The organism is Lewinella sp. (assembly GCF_050633125.1).
Classification (GTDB): Bacteria; Bacteroidota; Bacteroidia; order Chitinophagales; family Saprospiraceae; genus Lewinella.
This window is the reverse complement of sequence record NZ_JBOEFX010000147.1, coordinates 1-20,509: the sequence shown is the minus strand read 5'-3', so window position 1 is coordinate 20,509 and position 20,509 is coordinate 1. Positions and strand designations below refer to the sequence as shown.

19 protein-coding genes are annotated in these 20,509 nt (G+C 44.4%); 4 read left to right on the top strand and 15 right to left on the bottom strand.

Features of this window, described 5'->3' with window-relative positions; translation table 11 throughout:
- Window positions 1-252 precede the first annotated feature (252 nt).
- The 6 genes from bcp to ACRBG0_RS25825 form a co-directional block, all read right to left on the bottom strand.
- The gene (bcp, locus tag ACRBG0_RS25850; protein ID WP_020537048.1) at window positions 253-720 is read right to left on the bottom strand and encodes a thioredoxin-dependent thiol peroxidase; all 468 of its coding nucleotides are present in this window, start codon (window positions 718-720) and stop codon (window positions 253-255) included.
- Window positions 721-972: 252 nt separating this feature from the next.
- The gene (locus ACRBG0_RS25845; protein ID WP_431489726.1) at window positions 973-2,307 is read right to left on the bottom strand and encodes a DUF58 domain-containing protein; all 1,335 of its coding nucleotides are present in this window, start codon (window positions 2,305-2,307) and stop codon (window positions 973-975) included.
- A 1-nt stretch (window position 2,308) separates the two neighbouring features.
- Complete coding sequence (locus tag ACRBG0_RS25840) at window positions 2,309-3,355, bottom strand: AAA family ATPase (protein ID WP_431489725.1); 1,047 nt, start codon at window positions 3,353-3,355, stop codon at window positions 2,309-2,311.
- A gap of 15 nt (window positions 3,356-3,370) precedes the next feature.
- Window positions 3,371-4,654: a DUF4350 domain-containing protein gene (locus tag ACRBG0_RS25835; protein ID WP_431489724.1), complete on the bottom strand. Its 1,284-nt coding sequence runs from the start codon at window positions 4,652-4,654 to the stop codon at window positions 3,371-3,373.
- A gap of 1 nt (window position 4,655) precedes the next feature.
- Window positions 4,656-5,408 carry a DUF4129 domain-containing protein gene (locus ACRBG0_RS25830; RefSeq protein WP_431489723.1) on the bottom strand — a complete coding sequence of 251 codons (753 nt, stop codon included), beginning with the start codon at window positions 5,406-5,408 and terminating at the stop codon, window positions 4,656-4,658.
- A gap of 85 nt (window positions 5,409-5,493) precedes the next feature.
- Window positions 5,494-7,326 carry a stage II sporulation protein M gene (locus tag ACRBG0_RS25825; RefSeq protein ID WP_431489722.1) on the bottom strand — a complete coding sequence of 611 codons (1,833 nt, stop codon included), beginning with the start codon at window positions 7,324-7,326 and terminating at the stop codon, window positions 5,494-5,496.
- A 77-nt stretch (window positions 7,327-7,403) separates the two neighbouring features.
- Between ACRBG0_RS25825 and ACRBG0_RS25820 the strand changes: the two genes are divergently transcribed.
- Window positions 7,404-8,147 (top strand): RDD family protein, encoded by a 744-nt coding sequence (locus ACRBG0_RS25820; protein ID WP_431489721.1) that lies wholly within the window; start codon window positions 7,404-7,406, stop codon window positions 8,145-8,147.
- 12 nt (window positions 8,148-8,159) lie between these two features.
- Here ACRBG0_RS25820 and ACRBG0_RS25815 read toward each other — a convergent pair whose 3' ends face one another.
- Entirely contained in the window at window positions 8,160-8,699 is a 540-nt protein-coding gene (locus ACRBG0_RS25815) for a hypothetical protein (RefSeq protein ID WP_431489720.1), read from the bottom strand.
- A 90-nt stretch (window positions 8,700-8,789) separates the two neighbouring features.
- Window positions 8,790-9,764, bottom strand: coding sequence for an aminotransferase class I/II-fold pyridoxal phosphate-dependent enzyme (locus tag ACRBG0_RS25810; RefSeq protein WP_431489719.1), 975 nt, complete (start codon window positions 9,762-9,764; stop codon window positions 8,790-8,792).
- 328 nt (window positions 9,765-10,092) lie between these two features.
- On the opposite strand from ACRBG0_RS25810, the gene ACRBG0_RS25805 reads away from it, so the two are divergent.
- The gene (locus tag ACRBG0_RS25805; RefSeq protein ID WP_431489718.1) at window positions 10,093-10,608 is read left to right on the top strand and encodes a hypothetical protein; all 516 of its coding nucleotides are present in this window, start codon (window positions 10,093-10,095) and stop codon (window positions 10,606-10,608) included.
- A 96-nt stretch (window positions 10,609-10,704) separates the two neighbouring features.
- Here ACRBG0_RS25805 and obgE read toward each other — a convergent pair whose 3' ends face one another.
- From obgE to ACRBG0_RS25785, 4 genes are all read right to left on the bottom strand, one after another.
- A complete protein-coding gene (gene obgE, locus ACRBG0_RS25800) occupies window positions 10,705-11,742 on the bottom strand; it encodes a GTPase ObgE (protein ID WP_431489717.1) in 1,038 nt (345 codons plus the stop codon).
- A gap of 11 nt (window positions 11,743-11,753) precedes the next feature.
- The gene (locus ACRBG0_RS25795; RefSeq protein WP_431489716.1) at window positions 11,754-12,329 is read right to left on the bottom strand and encodes an adenylate kinase; all 576 of its coding nucleotides are present in this window, start codon (window positions 12,327-12,329) and stop codon (window positions 11,754-11,756) included.
- A 240-nt stretch (window positions 12,330-12,569) separates the two neighbouring features.
- The gene (locus ACRBG0_RS25790; RefSeq protein WP_431489715.1) at window positions 12,570-13,433 is read right to left on the bottom strand and encodes a sugar phosphate isomerase/epimerase family protein; all 864 of its coding nucleotides are present in this window, start codon (window positions 13,431-13,433) and stop codon (window positions 12,570-12,572) included.
- Between the two features lie 22 nt (window positions 13,434-13,455).
- Window positions 13,456-13,812, bottom strand: coding sequence for a transmembrane 220 family protein (locus ACRBG0_RS25785; RefSeq protein WP_431489714.1), 357 nt, complete (start codon window positions 13,810-13,812; stop codon window positions 13,456-13,458).
- A 183-nt stretch (window positions 13,813-13,995) separates the two neighbouring features.
- On the opposite strand from ACRBG0_RS25785, the gene ACRBG0_RS25780 reads away from it, so the two are divergent.
- Together ACRBG0_RS25780 and ACRBG0_RS25775 are read left to right on the top strand one after the other, a co-directional pair.
- Entirely contained in the window at window positions 13,996-16,389 is a 2,394-nt protein-coding gene (locus tag ACRBG0_RS25780; protein ID WP_431489713.1) for a DUF2339 domain-containing protein, read from the top strand.
- Window positions 16,361-17,617, top strand: a complete 1,257-nt coding sequence (locus ACRBG0_RS25775; RefSeq protein ID WP_431489712.1) for a DUF3999 family protein — start codon at window positions 16,361-16,363, stop codon at window positions 17,615-17,617. The genes ACRBG0_RS25780 and ACRBG0_RS25775 overlap by 29 nt, the downstream gene beginning before the upstream one ends.
- 187 nt (window positions 17,618-17,804) lie before the next feature.
- Here ACRBG0_RS25775 and ACRBG0_RS25770 read toward each other — a convergent pair whose 3' ends face one another.
- Genes ACRBG0_RS25770 through ACRBG0_RS25760 form a run of 3 tightly spaced genes read right to left on the bottom strand, consistent with a single transcriptional unit; the run spans window position 17,805 to window position 20,120 of the window.
- A complete protein-coding gene (locus tag ACRBG0_RS25770; protein ID WP_431489711.1) occupies window positions 17,805-18,542 on the bottom strand; it encodes a hypothetical protein in 738 nt (245 codons plus the stop codon).
- A gap of 26 nt (window positions 18,543-18,568) precedes the next feature.
- Window positions 18,569-19,321, bottom strand: a complete 753-nt coding sequence (locus tag ACRBG0_RS25765; protein ID WP_431489710.1) for a hypothetical protein — start codon at window positions 19,319-19,321, stop codon at window positions 18,569-18,571.
- 37 nt (window positions 19,322-19,358) lie between these two features.
- On the bottom strand, window positions 19,359-20,120 hold the full coding sequence (locus tag ACRBG0_RS25760) for a hypothetical protein (protein WP_431489709.1): 762 nt from the start codon (window positions 20,118-20,120) through the stop codon (window positions 19,359-19,361).
- Window positions 20,121-20,509 lie beyond the last annotated feature (389 nt).

Below are 20,509 nucleotides of genomic sequence, written 5' to 3'. Positions count from 1 at the left end.
TTGACCTCGGTAGAGGTCAAATATTGGTAGAACCATGTTTGGTGGAGCTAAAACGACCTCGGATGAGGTCGCATATCCATACCAATTGGAGGGCTGGTCAGGAAGAATCAAGATAGAGGGTGATATTTATTATATGCGACCTCATCCGAGGTCGTTTCATCGTTTGTTTTGTCTTTTCTACCAATATTCCACCTCTCCGAGGTGTTTTTTAACCCTGTGCTGGTTTTGTTTGAGATGTGTCCCAACCGTAGTCTAAACTCCTGCCATCTCATCCAAAATCTGAGCAGCGTGGTCTTTGGTTTTTACTTTACTGATGACCTTGGCGATTTTACCTTCTTCATCAATGACAAAAGTGACACGGTGTACTCCATCGTAGGTTCTACCCATAAATTTCTTAGGACCCCACACGCCGTAGGCGTTCATGACACTTTTGTCTTCATCGGCCAGCAATTCGAATGGAAGCTCGTATTTATTGATGAATTTTCCGTGTTTAGCTACCGGGTCTGGGCTTACGCCTAAAATTTCGTACCCCTGGCTACGCAGTTCGCTATAACCATCACGTAGGCTACATGCCTCAGCAGTACAACCGGGGGTGTTGTCTTTCGGGTAAAAGTAAAGTACCAGCTTCTTGCCGGAATAATCGCTGAGCGAAACACTTTCGCCGGTAGAAATGGTGCTTGTAAAATCAGGAGCGTTATCGCCTTCTTTAAGGTGGGTCATGTTGGTTTGATGGTTTGTTGGTTGAATGTTTGATGGTTAGTTAACCTAGATTTTGCGGATTAAGCTTTTGTCTGGATTCCTCTCAAGTCAGGTTGTGCTCGCTAAAGCTCGCGGGTAGTGCGGCTACCGCCGACGCAGTCGGCACAAACGTGATCTCGACCTTTCGTCGGGAGAACACCTCCTGCCAAGCGTGGAAACAAACCCTAAAGCGAAAATATTCTAACACCAGACTTGAAAAAATGTTTGAACCCATCAAATCAATCCCCGTGCTTTAAGCTCTAAGTATTTATTGATGGTATCCATAGAAAGGTCGGCAGGGTTGGTGAGGACAGCCTGAATACCGTACTGTTTTAGCTTTTGCACCATTGCTCTTTTTTCTGCTAGAAACTTGCGGGCCATCGTTTGTTGGTAAATACCTTCGACGTTGGTAGGAGCAGCTTGGGCGAATTCACGAATAGCAGAATTCTCGAAAAAGACGACTACCAGCAAATGAAAAGCATTGATCCGGCGGAGGATAGGGAGTACCCGATCCAGCGCATACATACTCTCAAAGTTGGTATAAAGGACTAGAAGGCTTCGGCCGCTAACGAGCTTGCGACTGAAGTAGTAAAGCAGCTCGTAATTGGCCTCCGTATTGCGTTCGCTTTCTTTATAAAGCGTTTGCAGAATTTTGTTGAGTTGTGCGGCTCTACTGTCTGCTTTTAGTACTGATCCAATTTTGTCGGAGAAGGTAAGCAAGCCAGCACGATCGTGTTTTTTGAGCGCTATGTTTGACAGTACCAGGCTGGTGTTGATCGCGTGGTCCATAAGTGTCAATCCATCAAAAGGCATGCGCATGACACGGCTTTTGTCGATCACGCAATAGATTTGCTGTGCCCGTTCGTCTTCGTATTGATTAACCATCAACTGACCGCGGCGGCCTGTAGCTTTCCAGTTGATACTGCGGTAATCATCTCCCCGTACGTAATTCTTGATTTGGTCAAACTCATAGCTGTGGCCAATTCTCCGAATTTGCTTGAGGCCACCTGGCATGCTCGTCCGCTCAAAGGCGCGCATCTCAAATTGCTTCATCTGCAGAATCGAAGGATAGACAGGAAGTTCAATGGCTGCATCTTTAAGGTAGCGGCGTTCCAATAAGCCAATAGGCGTGGAAAGAAAAAGGAGAATTCTACCAAACTCGTAAGCTCCACGGGCAGTTGGCCGAATAGGATAATGGATATCGACGCTCTCTTCGGGAGCCAAATTGACCTTCTTGCTGAAATCTCGAATTTGTAGCTGGTAGGGTAATTCGTCTACGACTTCGATCCGCAATGGGAGGTTGTTGCGGTTTTGTAAACTAATTTTGACGTCCATTTCATCGCCAAGCGATAATACCCTTGGAAGGTGTCGCCTCACCCGAAAGCGATAAGGTCGCGCAAAAAGCAAGAGACCATCAACAAGGCAAAGTATGACGAGCAATAAAAGGGCCACTTGCCCCACAAAAAAAAGAGGTACCCACCAGAAACCAGCGGTAAATAATACGACCAATCCCCCTGCGCACCAGAAGAAACGGTTCTTTAAAAAGATATTTTGGAAAACTTCCTTCATCTTATCTCGGTACGCCTATTTTCTTGATAATCTCGGCTACGACATCCCGCGTAGCATATCCTTCCATTTCGCGTTCTGGCGTGAGGATAATTCTATGGTTAAGCACCGGGTAAGCCACCTGCTGGATATCATCGGGGGTAACAAATGCTCTGCCATTAATAGCTGCCATGGCTTTGGCCATTTTCATAATCGCCAGCGATGCCCGGGGGGATGCACCCAAGAAGAGGTCACTGTTCTGGCGGGTTTCATGAACGATACTTGCAATGTAGTCCAGTAATTCGTCCTTGATATAGACCTTTTCTACAATGATTTGGCACTCCTTGATGGTTTTGCTGTCCATCACAGGGTTGACCGTTTCCTGTTGTTTCATGCGGAAATCAGAACGGAATCGGCGAAGGATACGCTGCTCTTCCTCAAGGTTAGGATAGTCAATGTTTATCTTTACCAGAAAGCGGTCTAGCTGAGCCTCCGGAAGCTTATACGTTCCTTCTTGCTCAATTGGATTCTGGGTAGCGATCACGAAGAAAGGAAAGCCCATTTTGTGGGTAGTTCCGTCTACCGTCACCTGGTTTTCTTCCATGACTTCAAACAGTGCGGCCTGGGTTTTGGCAGGAGAACGGTTGATCTCATCAATAAGGACGAGATTGGAGAAAACAGGTCCTGCATTGAACGTAAAAGCAGAGCTGTTCATGTTGAAAACCGTCGTGCCAATAACGTCGCTGGGCATAAGGTCCGGCGTAAACTGGATACGATTGAAATCTACTTTGAGGGTTTGCGCAAGGAGTTTGGCCGTCAAAGTTTTGGCAATTCCAGGGACTCCTTCGACCAATACATGGCCGCCAGCAAACAGCGCCGCGATGAGTAATTCGATAAACTCGTGCTGACCAATCACGACCTTGCCCAACTCATGCCTGACCTGGTCTACTGCTCGTGCCAAGTTGCGCAATTCGGGATGTTCTTGCGATGGGGGAGGTGGCGGAGTGGGGACTTCGGCAGGGCGCTCGAAGTTCATATCTTCCTGTTCATTTGTTGTTTCGTCCGTCAACATAATTCCTATTGTCTATCACTTAGCGGCTTGATAAAAGCGCTCTAAGCGTTGGTGAAATTTAACTAATTCGGTTTCTACCAGCGCGGTGTAGCGTGGTATATTATGAACATCTTTGGCAATGAGTGCTACCAGATCGGGGTCTACCCCGGAGCGGGCGCTCAGTTGTTGTACAAATTGTTCGTTATCGTTGCGCCATTGCAAGGCATAGCGTTCCTTTACATAAGTCCGCAAAAGCTTAATTGCCTGAACGGCGAGCTGCTGATGGCTTGCTCGCTGGTAGTAGAGCCAGCCAATTGTTTGTACAAATTGCAAGCTGGTATTTCGAGGTGGATGCACGACGGGGATGACTCTTTGCCGGCGCCGAGTACGGAAAAGCAAAAAGATCAAACCAATAGCAACTAAAGTATACCAAGCCCAGGCTAGTGGAGGCTGCTCCAGGATATATTGTAACGGGCTCTCACTTTGTAGTCGCCGTGGGTCACTGCGATAAGCATTATTTTGCTCCCGCGCCATCCGCTCGGGAATTCTGCTGAACTCATCCCAGTAAATGGCCCCGTCGTTCAGGTGGCTAAAGGCCCGTTCTGCATAGGAGCGGCCCTCTTTTTTGACAAGGTAGTAATTGGTGAAAACCAGCGGCTGACTGTGGAGGTAAAAGAATCCATTGCCATAAGGAACACGTACCATGTTCACTGTCGTGTCGGCGGCCCTCCCTACGGCCTCCATTCCTCCTTCCATTTCACAAAAGTATAGATCGGGGAAATACTGCCATTGCCGTTGGGTGGCAGCAAATTTATTGATGTATTTGAAAGAGAAATCCCGGTCGCGGTGAAGTGACGGATGGGTGAAATTCAGTTGCACCACGCTATCGGTATGCGTGCTAAGCCCATCCCAGGGAATGTAGTCACATTCGTCATAGTACAAATAAAACATCAGATCATACGGTAGCACTTTTGCTGCGAGAAAAGCAGTGTTACCTGCTTCTACAAACTCCAGGAGTTCGTCGCGATCCTGCGGGCGCATATACAATCCTTCGCCGATGAAAACGTAATTGGCCCGGCTGCCATTGATACTGTCGATGGGCAGTTTTCCGGCAAGGCTGTCTGCAAGTGTGTTAAGTTCTTTTACCGCCGGGTAATCTTTAAATAAATCATACAGCGCATAAAGACCATACGGTTCTTTGCTTTTTATCTTGAAGGTTTCGCGCCAGGAGAAGCGTTGTCCACCTCCCTGAATAGCCCAAACCGCCAGCAGAACAACTGCTAGTACGATCAAACCCAGTATGACGCGATTTTTCTTCATATCATGCTGTCGTTAAAGATTGTAACCCTTGGCGGTATAGTTGAAAAGCTGCTTTTATGTCCTGATATTCTGCTTGGGCAGGATAATGGTTTCCGTACCATACCTGCTCAAAAGTAAGGGTGAGGTCACGGAAATTTTGGTAGCTTTCCTGTTGGCGCATTTGATTCAAATAGAACCGGTTGGTACGATCTTTCTTCCACTGAATAAGCTTTTGTTGATGCAGCTGTTTCAGTAAAGCCAAATAGTGTAATCGTACGGCCAAGTGATAATTTTCTTCTTGTTCGGCTTTCGCCAAAAACGGATTCACATCCCGGCGATCCAGCTCTTCTTCGAGGCGGCGAACCTGACTGAGGTCGACCTGGTCGTCAGCTACCGTACCTTCTTCAGGAGGCGTTATTTTTAATTCATTGTTTTGAATGAAAGTAAAAATGAGCCAAGCCAATAGGCTGAGTACAACGATAGCAAGGATAACCTGAAATAAAGGAGACAAATCCGGGAAGTCGAAGGGGTCTGTATCTGGTGGGGTGTCAGGTGGGGTAAGATCGGGAGTTTCTCGCGGTTTGGTTTCTTTGGGCTTGCCGGAATAGTCAAGCTCTTTGCTGAGTTTTTCCCAACTGTTGCCATCAAAAGTTTTGGCTTCCAAGCGCTGATCTTCATAGGTTTCAATAAAATCCTGGGCCATCACCGGAGTGATTCCTGTGCTCCCCAAGAGCACACTGACCAGCAAGACAAAAATGAAAACTATTTTATTCAACGCGATTAAGTATTTTCGTGCTGTTCCTAATTTAATTTTTTTACAAAAAATGAGCAAGCTCTTATCTAGACTTCTAGAGCCCAAGTTACTCTCTTTCCAAACCACGAATCCGGCTTGATTGACCAATATTCGTAATCTTTTCTCGCAAGTCGGTCGCTTCATTGATTTCCCTTAGACTGTAGTAATGCAAGCCAAAACCCAGGAGTAAAATTACCCAAATGAAATTGGCAATGCTGGCCAGTAAAAAGGTATTGATCCAAACACTCCATTCATCTAACGCTACTTGCTCGGCGGCTACCAGCCAATTGATCATTTTGAACAACAGTTCAGCGACTACCGTATTGGTAAGTGAAAACAGGGTTAAGCCTAGTACAAGCAATAAAACAGACATCCCTGCGGTGCGCCAGAAGGCCCCTTTTAATAAAAAGAATACCCGTCCTAGTGATTGGTGGTCGCGATAAGCAACGTAGGAGAAAAGCAAAGCCAATGGCAACACGACTAAAATGCTAAGGATAGCCCAGTAGGATAAGAAACCAACGCAGCAAACAATAGCAGCAACACCAAAAAATAAATTTAGATAACTCAAAGGTGTCGTTGTTCGGCCAAGTTCTCGATCAATACTTTTAAAAGCTGCCAGCGCCAGGCCGTAAATCATAGCGCCTCCTATAATTGGTATAAACCAATGGCCGCCTTGGCCACTGAAAAGCAGCAAGAAGTTGTAGCCATTAAAGACCCAGCTCTCTGCATTAAAAGGTAAAAGCTCTGCAGCGGGAATGTCACTCAGCAGAAATACTAAAGTTGTATAAACCAAGGCACCACCAAAAATAGCGAACAAAAGCTTGCTGCTGTGACGCCGAAAAAGGGTGAATATTTCACTGAATATTTCGCCTCCCGCTTTAATCTTACCCGTTTGCAGTTGGTAGTTTTCGCTTGCGGGCAAGCGTTGTGTTTCTGTAATTTCAATACCAAGGCCCAGTTTCTGACGATACCACGGGTACCACACAAAGTAAACCAATACAAAAGCGAGACACAAAAGGATAAAAGCACCTCTGATAATATCCGGCGTCTCCGTTTGCCGAGTCATAAACCCTTCCAGAAAACCGGCAATAATAAACAGAGGTATCGTTCCCAGCATAATCTTTGCCCCTCGTCGAGCCGACTGCTGAAAGGCTTGTAAGCGTGTGTAAGTTCCTGGGAAAGCAGGCCCCCTGCCCATGGTGATGCCAGCAGCGGAGGCGATGACGATAGCCGAAATTTCCAAGGTTCCGTGTATCCAGATGGTAAGGGATGATTCCCAAAACAAGCCATGCTGAATAAAGAAATATTGGAAACAGCCCACCATGATGGCATTGCTGATTAGGATAATAATGGAGCCTACGCCAAAGAATACCCCCATTGCAAAAGCAAGAAAGGCCACGTAAAGGTTGTTGAAGGTGATGCCAAGAAACATCCCGAAACGCCCTTTTTCTTTGTAAACAGCCATAGGGTCGCCCGATTCGATATTGGCGCGGGTCATCTCGACGTAGTTGTTTCCCAAGATAACTTCTGCAAACTCTGCATCCATTGCACACGATAGCATGCCGATGCCAAAACAAAGGAAAAAGAGGAAAAATGCGAGCCGAAAAGCCTGACGGGCATTATAAACTTCTTGTGGTAGCTCATCAGTCCAGAAGGTGAGTAGTTTCCCGAGTGGCGTTCGGCGACTGCGATACAGTTTAAGGAATACTTGCTGTGCTAACCCATTAAGATAAACCCTTACCGAACGGTTGGGGTAAAAAGTGCGGGAATAAGATAAGTCATCCGTGATCTGGACAAATAAATCCCGCAAACGATCAGCGTCTTTGGCTTCCCCTTTTAGGGTTTGCTCAAACTCCGACCACTTCTCTTGATTTTGCTTAATGAATTGAGTTTCGCGCATAGATTTTCTGTGAGAGCAGACAAATTACCAAAAGTTTTAGGAAATTCCCTTAATTTCCCATTTCAACAAGCTCTTTAATGCAAACCATTGATTTAAAAACGACTCAGAACGTCACCATTGAATACGAACTTGCCACGCTGGGCGAGCGGATGTTGGCCGTTATTATCGACTTGGTCACGGTAGGAATTGGTTATTTCCTGCTGGCAGCGCTGGTCACTGGAGCCTTTGGTTCAGCGTGGTCGGATGTACAGGTAGGTATTTTTGGCTTTATAATGCCATTGGCCTGTTTTTTGGTTTACAATTTTCTTTTTGAACTGCTTTCTCACGGGCAAAGTTTGGGTAAAAAAGCACTCAGTATTCAAGTTGTACGTCTTGATGGAGAGGAACCTGCTCCCGCGGACTACTTACTCCGAGCTGTTTTTTATTTTGTAGATCTTTTGGCTACCGCAGGGATTCTTGGCGGTTTGCTGATTAGTTCCTCCCCTAAACGGCAGCGATTGGGAGATATGACTGCCGGCACCGGTGTCATTAAGATGCGCTCTGCTAATCGTTTTGGGCTGGGAGATATTTTGCGGATCAGCTCTCTGGAGGATTACGAACCCCGATACCCAGCTGTTCGGCAATTCAGTGAAGGGGATATGTTGCTAATCAAAAACACCATTGCTCGCTATCAGCGATATACCAATGATGCTAATCGGAGAATACTCCATGATCTAGCGAACCAGCTAGGCCTCCAATTGGAAGCCCCACGCGAAGAAACCCGCAATGCGACGGAGTTTTTGAAAACCCTTATCCGGGATTATATTGTATTGACGAGGTGAGTGGTTGAAAAATCAGTATCTCACATCCAACCTCCCATCAGAAATAACTTTAGAATCTGATTTATCCTCCAAAGAAACCGTAACATCGAATTTAGCGGAAAATATCCGAGCCAGGGTATCAAATCTAAGTACTTCTAAGTTGACTGTTTCTAGTGAGTCTAATTTGTAGCTACCTGTCCCAGGAACACCAGACGAATAGGTTAAGTAAAATTGTTCCACACCAAGGGAATCGTTATGTACAAGGGTAAAGGTCATCGACTGGGAGGTAGAATCACAAAATACCGGAAGCCTTTTTGTGGCAATAATGCTTAGAAAGGAATGCTGCCTACTGTAATTGATCCATAATGAGGGGATATATAAGTCTTCATAAAGCTTTTTAGGCCTTTTGTAATGCACGAAGAGATCTTCATTTACATAACAGCCATAAGTATTTCTACCTTCCGTGGTCGCTGAGGCCAGTCGGAATCTCGGGCAACTATCGTCATCGTCTATACAGGAAGCATAAAATAGAGGAATAAACAAAAGAATTAGACCGTAGCATATACGATTCATATTTACAGATTTAGAGCGCATAAAGTAATAAAGAGAGACAGAATATATTCTGTATAAAGATGCAGTTAATTTTTTATGAAGCAAGCTTTTTTATAAAAACCATTCCCCCAATCCCTCCAAACACTCCCATAAATAAGCCACCTCCTCCTTCGTATGATCGGCCTTCACAATGATGCGAGAATACATCGGGGAGTCTTCATTCGGATACCGGAAAGAACTGATTAAGATACCCTTTTGTCGTAGCTTTTCTCCCCAGTTATGATGTTGCAAGCCAAAAACAGGAAAGTTGTCTAGGTATCGTATCCCGGGAATAGCCTTGATTGTTGGCAATAACTGATCTAAATGCGCTTGCAGCTTTTGCCGTTGTGCAGTGATAATATCCTGCCCATTAAGCCAAGCGTAAAGGAAAGCAGGAGGTGGCGGAGAAGCACCGCCAAACTGTGGCAGTTTGCGCAGTTTAGTTAGCGTTTGTTCCTCTCCAAGCAGAATCCCGGCAGGTAGTGCTAGTGCCTTGCCCAGAGAAGCAGTAACGAGTAGTTCGGCTTCTGTTTGCGAGTTCAGCTGCCGCCAACTACCTGCATATTGAGGGCCATACCATCCCAGGGTATGCGAATCATCGACAACCAATCGCGCTGGTTTTGCAGCCCATAAACTTTTCCATGGTGGCAATTGAATTCCTAACGGATCAAGTGCATCGGTAAAAGCAACACTCGGTTTTGTACGTAAAGTTTCCAGAAAAGCATCCCAGTTAGTGTGCATGGTTCCTTGTGGCCACCACAGCGCGGGATGTGCAAGTGGGCCGATCTGTAAAGGTAAATTCTCGTGTGCTAAATAACGGGCAGCAAGCTGCCCCGCAGCAGAGCCAGACCCCACCAATAGCGCTGCGGGTGCCCCCGTCCATTCCGCAAATGCGGCTTCCGCTTCTTCAAATATTTCCGGGCAGAGAGGAGATAAACGAGAGCCGCCGTAATGTGTGCCATAACGATCCAGTCCTTCTTTAACGAGTGAAAGGAAGTCAGGATGAGAGGTTAATCCCAAATAGGAAGTACCAGAGAAAACTATCATGAAGAGGTAGAATTGAAGTATTTATTGATCCAAGGTATAAGCCTTAGTGTGTAATAGTTTCAGTCACAGGTTGTCTACGAATGTAGTTTTTTACTATTTGTTTCATGTCACAAATAGGAGGTGTTTACCTTTGAGTGTTTTTTGTTTTAGTGGATATATGGCAGTTTGTCCATCTAAAATAATGGATTGTAGTCATTGTTGTGCTAATTGGTGTGATGATAAATATGTCACAAAAGTATATATATCTGAAAGTTTGATGGGGCTGAAGTAGCGATTATTGTTAACAGAAACCCCCGAGGGCTATAAGAAGCCCTTCAACTTGCATCACATGAAATACATTATTACACTAAATCTGCTGCTCGTAGCCCTTCTTTTGAGTGGGCAAGACTGCCAAATGGTCAGCTTAAAACTCCCTATTCCTGAGGGGGTGAGCAAACATCACTTCCCCGCACAGGCTATGCCTGCTTCCGCTACAGAAAGCTTTTTCACTTACCTGTCTGAATGGGATAAAGGGGAATTGGTTGTAAAAATGCGTTTCTCGAAAGATGGCGAAGAATGGACGGCCTGGGAAGTACTGAAAAAAGATTATACCCAACCTACTGCTAAAAATTCGCCGCTTCACATTGCTGATAACGATTATGAATTTTTCGAATGGGCTGTATACAACAAAGCAGGCCTTGAAAGCGAGTTGGCACTGAATTTTTACTACCCAAGCGAAATTCCTGTTTTTGCAAACATCAATTCAGCTTACCCGGTAGAAGTAGCAACCGTTGGTTGTCCACAACCCACCATTGTAGCGGTAGATTCCGAAACAGTGATTGTTGGTAATGATGAGAATAAATAAATTGACTTATACCCCCTTTTAGTATAATGGGCTTGGCTTCTACGGAAGTCAAGCCCAGTTTTTTTTACTAACGCAAGCTAAACCTCACGTTAGCTACTATTCCTCTTCTTCCATCGCTCCCCGCCCATCGTCATCTTTACGTGCTTCACTGATATAGGTCCATAAATGATCCTTGAGCTCGGTGAGCCCGTGATTGGTAATGGCAGAGATGAAAAGGTATGGAATGTCGGCTGGAATTTCAGGTGTTAGCAGCTCCTCCAGTTCATCATCAATCAAATCTCGTTTGGTGATGACCAACAGGCGAGGCTTATCCAGCAATTCAGGATTGTATTGTTCCAGCTCATTCAGAAGTATCCGGTAAGACTCTTTGATACTATCGGCCTCGGCTGAAATACAGAACAGCAGGGTTGCATTGCGTTCTATGTGCCGCAAAAATCGGTGTCCAAGGCCCTTGCCCAGGTGGGCGTCTTCGATGATTCCTGGAATATCAGCCATTGCAAAAGAGCGGCCATCCCGGTACTGGACAATACCCAGGTTGGGGGTGATTGTCGTAAAAGGGTAGTTGGCAATTTCGGGTTTGGCAGCGGTTAAAGCTGCTAAGAGGGTAGACTTTCCAGCATTAGGAAAACCTACAAGCCCTACATCTGCCAGCACTTTCATTTCCAAGATGCGCCAGACTTCTATTCCTTCTTCTCCTGGTTGAGCATATTGGGGCGACCGGTTAGTCGAAGATTTAAAATTGGTATTTCCCAGGCCTCCACGGCCGCCAGGTACCATGATTTGCTCTTGGCCGTGTTCGGTGATTTCAAAAAGCACCTCCTGGGTCTCGGGGTCTTTTACAACAGTGCCCAGAGGGACGTCCAAGATGACATCTTCACCAAAGGAACCACTAGAGTTATTAGAACTGCCATGGCCGCCAATACCCGCTTTCACGTGCTTTTTGTACCTAAAAGCCAGTAAAGTCCAGAGGTTACGATTGCCTTTTACAATGATGTGGCCACCGCGCCCGCCATCGCCACCGTCAGGGCCTCCTTTAGGAGCACCCTTGGTACGCATGAAATGAGCAGACCCTCTTCCTCCATGACCGGAAACACAATTAATCTTAACGTAGTCTACAAAATTGGTGCCTGCCACAGAATCATTATTTATACCAGCACATCAATTTCAGCGCAAAGACGAGCAAAGATATCATCAATACTGCCGAGGCCTTCGACTTGTACTGCTTTTTCCTGCTCTGCGTAGAAATCGAAAACAGGGCTGGTTTCGTTCTTAAATATATTAATGCGATTGCGGATCGTATCTTCCTTTTGATCGTCAGAACGTCCACTTGTTTTACCTCGTTCAAGCAGGCGAGTGACGATCTCGTCGTCTTCCACACTCAGCAAGATAAGTTTTGAGATGGAGGTTCCCATTTTTTCTATTAACGCGTCCAAAGCTTCTGCTTGGGCAACGGTACGAGGGAAACCATCAAAAATATAACCTTCAACATCAGGATTCGCTTCTACCTTGTTGCGTAGCATGCCAATGGTGACGCTATCAGGTACCAACTCCCCTTTCTGGATGTATGACTTAGCCTCCTGCCCCAAAGGGGTATCATTGCCCATTTCGTAACGAAAGAGATCACCGGTACTGATGTGTAATAAGTTATACTTTTCTACCAGCTTGGCCGCTTGGGTTCCTTTACCGGATCCGGGAGGGCCAAATAAAATCAAATTGATCATACGTGCTTACTTTAAACCAATTACTTGGCGGTCTACAGGGTTTTCTTGGTTAGGGCTAAAGAGAAAAACCACATAGATTATTCGGAGAGTAAGGGTATTAACCAAGGAAACTTTGGTAGCAACCATTACAGCTCTTGTAAGTAGGCGAATATACGCAATAAAGGCTTAGTTTTCAATGAAAAATAAGTCTGATGATACGTTTTCTAAGTTGAATATCAGACAACTTTGATGATTAAAAACTCAATAACGCATTCTTTCAAGATACTTGTGGCTGATCGTAATTTCGTCAAAAGGATCTTTGCCAGGCACCGTTCGGTCTTGTTCTACAAAGAAATACTGCATTCCTGCTTGTTGTTCTTTGCTGAAAACAGTTGGCCAATCAATAACGCCTTCTCCTACGGCGGCGAAAAATTTCTCGGGCGTATTATCCATATCCTTGACATGCCACAAAGGAAATCGGCCGGCATGTTTGCGGAAGTACGCTTGGTAATCACTCCCTGCTCTGGCTACCCAGTATAGATCCATTTCAAATTGTACTAAATCAGGATCAACCTCTGACAATAACAAATTGATGGGCCGGCTACCAGCAACCATCTTATTGAATTCAAAATCGTGGTTGTGGTAAGCGAGTTGTAAACCATAACGCTTGCACACTTCTCCACTGGTATTAAGAATGTCGATAAGCTCGGCATAGCCTTCAGCATTTCGTTTTTCTTCGGGCCACCAAGGGATAACTAAAAAGGATTGCCCTGCCTCTCTGCAGGTAGCTGCGGCTTTTTCAGGGGCTTCCTTCATCGCTTCCCAGCTAACGTGGCCGCTGGGCATCTGCAAGCCCTGATTTTTCAACATGGCTAGAAAAGTCTGAGGGCTATGGCCATAAAGTTTGCCATCACGGTAGCCAGCACCTTCTACATAGTCATATCCGATGGCGGCAACTCTTCGAAGTGTTTCGTTGTCATCGCGTTGCATTGCATCACGGATGGTGTAGAGCTGAAGGCCAATGTTTTCTAGGCTTTCTTTTTTTGAACAGCCTGCCGCCCTGGCCGGCAGTAATGTTCCAACAGCTAAGTAACTGGTGGTTTGTAAAAATTTTCGACGTTGCATGCTTTCTTTTGATGATAAGCCATCAAGATAAGGAAGAATTCTTTTTTCCCAACCACCACCAAGCAAGAGCACAAATGCCAAGCCCCAGAAACTCTCTGGTAAGCTCGATATGTGGAGCTTCTGCCTTCATGCTGGTTGTAATACTAGGCATTCCCATCTTGACCCAGTTGATGAAGTCGGGGAGCAAGAAGAGGAACCATAATAAGATGACCAACATCCCCACCTGTAAGAGTCTTTTCGGAATCTCACGAAAGATGGATGCCGCCCATAAAACTCCGGTACTTATATAAAGTGCTACCCACAACCAAGGATCAGGATCATTAAGCTGTACGTAAGCAAAAAACAAAAAAAGGAGCGAAATGAGAAGCCTTACTATCATAAAGAAAAGATTTTGAAATCAGAACAGTGCACCTTGTGTTTAAGTTTAAGTCGATGATACACTGGTTTTTATCTATTTTATGGCACCTTTAAGTACAAATTATAAATTGAATGCGTACTATTGGTGGTTACAATATAGCGCTCTGATTAGAGATGAATTTCTTTGCACCATACCTATTAAAATATGACAGATAACCAAGATCAGATCAACCAGCTTTTGGCAAAGTTGGAAAGGCTGTCGCAGAAGCAGGCGCAATTTTCGCAAGAGATCAATCTGTTGCGAATAGAGATCAACACCTTAAAAGGAATTGAAGCTGAAAAAAGATGGAGCAAAGAAGAAGTGTCAGCGAAACCTCCTGCTGCCCCGGTTGCATTAGAGCCCATCAAGGAAGAACCCGCTAAAGTCTACCAGAGCGCCAAGGCCCGAACGCCTAAAGAAGCCATGGAATACATGGTTCCGAAAGAAGTCGCTCCGCCAAAAGCCAAACTTGACCTCGAAAAATTTATTGGTGAAAACCTTATCAATAAAATAGGAATCGCTATTACGGTTATAGGGGTAGCCATTGGCGCAAAGTATTCAATTGAACACAATCTGATCAATCCGCTTACCAGAATAATCCTTGGTTATCTTGCAGGAATAGCCCTCTTGGCTTTTGGTATAAAACTGAAAAAAAACTACGAAAGCTATAGTGCCGTTTTGGTCAGTGGTGCCATGACGATTCTCTATTTTATAACTTATTTGGCCTACAGTTTATATGGTTTAATTCCCCAGGGAATGGCCTTTGGGCTGATGGTTGTGTTTACGGCTTTTACGGTCGTGGCGGCACTCAATTACAACAAGCAAATTATTGCTTTAATAGGGCTGGTGGGAGCCTATGCGGTGCCTTTCTTGCTGAGCGAAGGCAGTGGCCAAGCGGTGGTGCTTTTTAGTTATGTGGCGATCATTAACATTGGCATTCTGATCATAGCATTCAAAAAATACTGGAAACCACTGTATTATTCTTCCTTTGGCCTGACCTGGCTACTTTATACTTCGTGGTGTTTATTTGACTACCGAACCAACGAGAACTTTGGGCTGGCACTCACCTTTTTGTGTCTGTTTTTTGCTATTTTTTACCTGACGTTCTTAGCATACAAACTACTGCAGAAAGAGCAATTCTCCTTGTCTGATGTTTTGTTGCTCCTGGCCAATTCGTTTATTTTCTATGGGATTGGCTTTGCGCTATTGAACAATCACCAAACAGGTGAACAACTGCTGGGCTTGTTCACACTGGGCAACGCTGTCATTCATTTCATTGTCAGTGCAGTCATCTACCGCAAGCAATTGGCGGATAGAAAGCTCTTTTACCTTATTTCCGGGCTGGTGTTGGTGTTTATCACGCTCGCTATTCCTGTTCAGTTAGATGGCAATTGGGTGACCCTTTTGTGGGCTGGAGAAGCCGCTTTGCTTTTCTGGATTGGCCGAACAAAGCAGGTGCCGGTTTACGAATGGCTGTCTTACCCGCTGATGTTTTTGGCCTTCTTTAGCCTTCTTCAAGATTGGTCGGTGGGCTACAGCTATAATTTTTATTACCCGCAAGAAGGGGAAGCGGGGATTACTCCTATCTTCAATATCCAGTTTTTGAGTTCGGTACTGTTTCTCGGTGCTTTTGGGTTTATCAATTGGGTGAACCAAAAGAAACAACATCTTTCCGTATTAGCGAGTAAAGGTGTAATCTCGAAGATGATAGCTTTGGCGGTGCCGGGCATTATGCTTTTGGTATTGTATTCCGCCTTTAGGATGGAGATTGAAAGCTATTGGAATCAACTTTATTCGGATGCAATCATAACCAATAGTAGGAACGACGAAGGATACGTTGAACGTGTCACCAATGGTGATTTGCTCAAATTCAAAATGATCTGGGTGATCAACTACACGCTCTTGTTTGTAGGTGTTCTCTCTTTTGTGAATATTAGAAAACTAAAGAATACCCTTTTAGGCTTCATCAATCTTGTTTTGAATGTCTTGGCAATTGGGTACTTCTTGACACAGGGCCTTTATGCGCTGAGTGAGCTGCGCGAAAGCTACCTGGAACAAACCTTAGCGGAGTATTACCACCAAGGCATTTTCCACCTTGGGATTAGGTATGTTTCCTATCTGTTTGTTGCCTTGGTGGTCGTTGCCTGCTATTATTATCGTCGACAAGACTTTATTAAATGGAATTTTAAAATGGCCTTCGATTTGCTACTTCACCTCGTTGTTTTGTGGATAGCAAGCAGCGAATTGATCCATTGGATGGATATTGCCAATTCAACGCAGTCCTATAAACTCGGACTGAGTATATTATGGGGCATTTATGCATTGATACTTATCGCCTTGGGGATATGGAAAGGGAAGCAGCATTTACGGATCGGTGCAATTGTATTGTTTGCAATTACGCTCGTTAAACTGTTTTTCTACGATATATCTCACCTCGACACGCTGGCAAAAACTATAGTGTTTGTTTCCCTGGGCGTGCTCCTTTTGATCATTTCCTTTTTATACAATAAATACAAGCATATCATTGCTGATGAAGATACTGATGAAACTGCCCCTTAAATCATGGTTCTGGGTGTTTCCGTTAATGCTGCTCACCATCGGGGCTTATGGGCAGCAGGAGGATACGTATAATTACCAGCGTGAATTGCACGGCATTACGGAGCAATGGCACAAAATTGTTTTACCAAACCCTGTTTTTGGCAAGGTTGCTAATGATTTGTCGGACATCAGGGTCATTGGCGTCAGTGCCAATAACGATACCATTGAAGCACCTTATATTCTTCAGGTCAATGAAGAAAAGGTAGTCAATAATGCTGTTCCCTTTAACACGCTGAACACTGCTAGCAACCAGCATGGGTTTTACTTTACTTTTGAAGTGCCAACCGCTGAAGCGATTAACCAAGTTCAACTGGCTTTTAAGCAACAGAATTTCGATTGGAGATTACAGTTGGAAGGCAGCCAGGATCAAAGCGAATGGTTCACTATTGTGAAAAATTACCGAATTCTTTCCATCAAAAACGAGAGCACTGATTATCAATTTACAACTATAAATATCCCTCGCTCCAAGTATCGCTACCTGCGGGCGCTTATCACCAGTAAGGAAGCTCCTGTCTTAACATCGGCGAGCATTTCTATGCGTGAGTTAGTAGAAGGTACTTACCGCACATACCCTGCTGAGGCTACTAATACAACAGAGAACAAACAAACGAAACAGACAGAAATAGAGCTAACACTCCCTATGCCCGTCTCTTTAAGTCGGTTGAATATTGAAGTGCTAGACACCTTTGACTATTACCGTCCGGTGACGATTCAGTACTGTACAGATAGTATCAAAACGGAGAAAGGATGGAAGTACAATTACCGCACAATCAGTAGTGGTACACTGAATTCCTTGGAAGAAAACACGTTTAGATTCAGTAGTAATACAATTGCAAGGAAGCTGAAAATTTTAATTCACAACCAAGACAATCAAGCCTTAAAGATTGGTGCCATTACGCCGAAAGGCTATGTACATCAAATGGTAGCGCGCTTTAATACACCTGCTATTTACCATCTTGTTTATGGCAATAAATACGCAAGGAAACCGCAGTACGATATAGCCCGGTTTCCCGACAAAATCCCGTCTACAGCCACGATACTGACGCTAGGCGAGGAAGAAGTCATTGAGAAACCGGAAAGAGCTAAAGCAGCCCCCTTGTTTGAGAATAAAATATTTCTGTGGGCAATTATGCTTTTTGTTATCGTGCTGCTGGGAGGTTTCACCTTGAAAATGATGAGTGGGAAGTGATTTTAGAGATAGTAGGAAAATGAACTGGGCCCCTGCTTGACTAAGTCGGGTAGAGGCCCAGTTTATTTTGTGCAAATGCTTGGGGTGTTTCTGCGGGCAATGTGAATATCCCGCTCGGCCAAAGAAGGGGCCTGTTTTGTGATATTATCATAATTCCCCCCCGTTTTTTGTCATCGCCCCAGCTACTTTAGTCATACTCCACAAAAAATACACATTCCGCATTAGCAATCTCTACGACCTCATCGGTTTCAAACCAAGGCATACCATCGGAGGAGTCTACAGAACGATCATAGCGGCCAATCTGCCCTTCGAAGGTACAACGAATGAGTTTGCCAGTGATTGTTTCTTCCGTAACACTCTTTTTCTCCGTGTAGCTATAGTCCTCCATCTCAATGATGATAAGCTGACCGATTGGGGTATTCAAAAAAGAGCTTTTAGAAACCTGTAATTCTTCGTACGGACCACCAATTGGCAGGCGGAGTGATACATCTACTTTGCCAGCTCCTTCTCCAAACGAAAAACTATTGCCTAGTGCAAAGAATTCTTCAACTAATGCCTTAGTCATTGGTTGATTTGGTGTGGCTTCTTCGGGCCAAAATTGGAAACCGTAATAGGCATCCCTCGCCCCTTCATTTGATGCATAAGCACTCATGATTAAAGTGGTAAAGTATGATCCAAAAGGATCTCTACTAAACGGCCTTTCGGTGACACCCTGCTGCCAAAATAGATAACCATTTGCTTCACTGATGTAATCTATTGATATTAAAAAACTGGAAAACGCACTCTCCCCTGGTTCACGAATCTCACCTTTTAAAAACACATCTACTTTCTCATCTTCCAATATAACGGGAGAGAGTTCCCCTTGCTCACAAGCTGTAGCAAAAAACAGTACTGTAAGTACTAAACCTATCATTAATTTATTCATTTTTCGTGGCTTTTAAGGTTAGATATTTAAAATAAACGCGCCGAGAGCCCCAGTGCAAGTGAGCTAGCGTAAAACTGGGTTTCTTGCCCAAAGAGTGTGTCCTTAAAAAGATTACGAAATCCTTGTAGATAACTGAGGTGCAAATCAAGGCCACGACTAATCCGATAGCTAAGATGTAGTTGCCCACCCAAGTCCAATGATTCGAATGCAGAACGGGAAAGCGCTACCTCTTCGGATTGACGGCTATAAAAATCCGAACCACCACTTATCCAAGTAGAACCTGATGCGCTATTGGCAAAAAAATGCATCTTTTCGGTATAAATCCAGGAGCTAGTTTGCTGGGCACCCCGCCAGGTATGTAGGAAAGAGGTATGTATCCCAAGTCCAATTGTCCAAGGGGAACTAACTGTGTGTTTGTAGTTCCAGCTGAGTTCCAAATCTACATATTGCAGGCTATTGAGCATGGTACTGCTAATGTTACGGCGGTACTCACGTAGCAGGTACTCATTATAGATGGTACTAGTATTGAGTTGCAACCCATTGAGACTTCGGTGTGAAGCTGTTAGTCGCAAAGTGGAGCTTTTACCAAGAGGAACCTCACCCCACACTCCAAGACTATTACCCATACCCATTCGAAAGGGTGTCGTACTGGTCAATTGAGCGATTATCTGTGCTTGAACCCCCATCCTAAGTCCATTATCCTGACCGAATAAGGAGGGCGAACTTGTTAAAACTATTGAGAATAGTAAAATGGTTACAGGGAAATATTTAATGGTCATGGTTGTTTTTTTGAGCGTGTTTTTAAAGGAGTCTATATTATCTATCGGATAGACGATAAGTAAGGCTTAGGCCAAAATTCAAACTGTTTATACCGGCTTCTCTTGGGCTTATTTTTTGTAGTGCTTCCTGATTGATTTCAGGATATGATTCGGCGTATGCAATGCGAGGTTCATAGTATTCAGAGTAGGCCGTGTTTCCAACAAACAATTCAGTTGAAAACTGCACACCAAACCAGTGTGTAGGCCAGTAAGTATAGCTAAGGCGTGCTGCATTACAGCGAGAAAGCTGCATTTTGTATTTTATATCGAACTCTTCCCCTCCAAAACCAATTGCCTTAAGGCGGGCATTGTGTAAATTTAAACCCGTTCTATATTCTAGTCCGAGGTCGCCTTGTCCGATACGAATAAATAGTTGTGGTCCAATGGTAAGCATTCGGGAGTACTCGGCTACACTTTGTTGAATTGGAAAACCTTCTTCGCCGTTGTTGTCAACTAAGAATCTAGTGGATTGAGCTTGCAGATTGGCATAGCTCAGGTTTGCAGTAAGACCCAATCCACGGGTTGCTCTGTAATTGAAATGGCCACTAAACACTTGATAAGATTCTGGATCGCTATTTTGCAATGGCTTGTTTATAATATTGCTGGCATCGCATATTGAGCAGTCGAGTAATAGACCTCGTGCGATTTCTATCCCAACGGTAAATCGCGATTCAGGTAAGTTCTGGCCATTACATATAAAGGGCTGTAGAGTCAAAATGGGTACTGCCAAAAGTAGAAGCAACATTTTTTGGGTTTTCATACTATTCTGTTTTATTTTTTTTCTTATTAAAGAATCAACCCCATCGCATCGGAATACCCGCTAGTTTACCATAGTAGCTTTGATATAGTACATGCTGTGCACGACTATCACTAGCCAGGCAGCCCTGTCTGAGTTCCTCATCTGTACTATGCTTGCTGTATACCATACATGGCTAATCATTTTTGCTTTCACCTACACTATCGGTAGGAAAATCAAAAAGGTTAGTCAAAAAGTGATTTTTTTTAAAAGAATATCTTTTTGAGGCATTTTAGCGCTCAAGGGAAGGCAAATTAAGTATAGGGCAAAAGTCAGTAGTGTCCGGTTATAAGTCAAAGATATTCAATTGGTTATGACTTCCGGGGTTCTGGTTTTTGGATTCAATTTTCATA

What these genes read in the sequence shown, in the direction of transcription:
- bcp (WP_020537048.1), bottom strand. Translation starts at nt 720, where the DNA reads ATGACCCACCTTAAAGAAGGCGATAACGCTCCTGATTTTACAAGCACC.
- ACRBG0_RS25845 (WP_431489726.1), bottom strand. Translation starts at nt 2,307, where the DNA reads ATGAAGGAAGTTTTCCAAAATATCTTTTTAAAGAACCGTTTCTTCTGG.
- ACRBG0_RS25840 (WP_431489725.1), bottom strand. Translation starts at nt 3,355, where the DNA reads ATGTTGACGGACGAAACAACAAATGAACAGGAAGATATGAACTTCGAG.
- ACRBG0_RS25835 (WP_431489724.1), bottom strand. Translation starts at nt 4,654, where the DNA reads ATGAAGAAAAATCGCGTCATACTGGGTTTGATCGTACTAGCAGTTGTT.
- ACRBG0_RS25825 (WP_431489722.1), bottom strand. Translation starts at nt 7,326, where the DNA reads ATGCGCGAAACTCAATTCATTAAGCAAAATCAAGAGAAGTGGTCGGAG.
- ACRBG0_RS25820 (WP_431489721.1), top strand. Translation starts at nt 7,404, where the DNA reads ATGCAAACCATTGATTTAAAAACGACTCAGAACGTCACCATTGAATAC.
- ACRBG0_RS25815 (WP_431489720.1), bottom strand. Translation starts at nt 8,699, where the DNA reads ATGAATCGTATATGCTACGGTCTAATTCTTTTGTTTATTCCTCTATTT.
- ACRBG0_RS25810 (WP_431489719.1), bottom strand. Translation starts at nt 9,764, where the DNA reads ATGATAGTTTTCTCTGGTACTTCCTATTTGGGATTAACCTCTCATCCT.
- ACRBG0_RS25805 (WP_431489718.1), top strand. Translation starts at nt 10,093, where the DNA reads ATGAAATACATTATTACACTAAATCTGCTGCTCGTAGCCCTTCTTTTG.
- ACRBG0_RS25795 (WP_431489716.1), bottom strand. Translation starts at nt 12,329, where the DNA reads ATGATCAATTTGATTTTATTTGGCCCTCCCGGATCCGGTAAAGGAACC.
- ACRBG0_RS25790 (WP_431489715.1), bottom strand. Translation starts at nt 13,433, where the DNA reads ATGCAACGTCGAAAATTTTTACAAACCACCAGTTACTTAGCTGTTGGA.
- ACRBG0_RS25785 (WP_431489714.1), bottom strand. Translation starts at nt 13,812, where the DNA reads ATGATAGTAAGGCTTCTCATTTCGCTCCTTTTTTTGTTTTTTGCTTAC.
- ACRBG0_RS25780 (WP_431489713.1), top strand. Translation starts at nt 13,996, where the DNA reads ATGACAGATAACCAAGATCAGATCAACCAGCTTTTGGCAAAGTTGGAA.
- ACRBG0_RS25775 (WP_431489712.1), top strand. Translation starts at nt 16,361, where the DNA reads ATGAAGATACTGATGAAACTGCCCCTTAAATCATGGTTCTGGGTGTTT.
- ACRBG0_RS25770 (WP_431489711.1), bottom strand. Translation starts at nt 18,542, where the DNA reads ATGAATAAATTAATGATAGGTTTAGTACTTACAGTACTGTTTTTTGCT.
- ACRBG0_RS25765 (WP_431489710.1), bottom strand. Translation starts at nt 19,321, where the DNA reads ATGACCATTAAATATTTCCCTGTAACCATTTTACTATTCTCAATAGTT.
- ACRBG0_RS25760 (WP_431489709.1), bottom strand. Translation starts at nt 20,120, where the DNA reads ATGAAAACCCAAAAAATGTTGCTTCTACTTTTGGCAGTACCCATTTTG.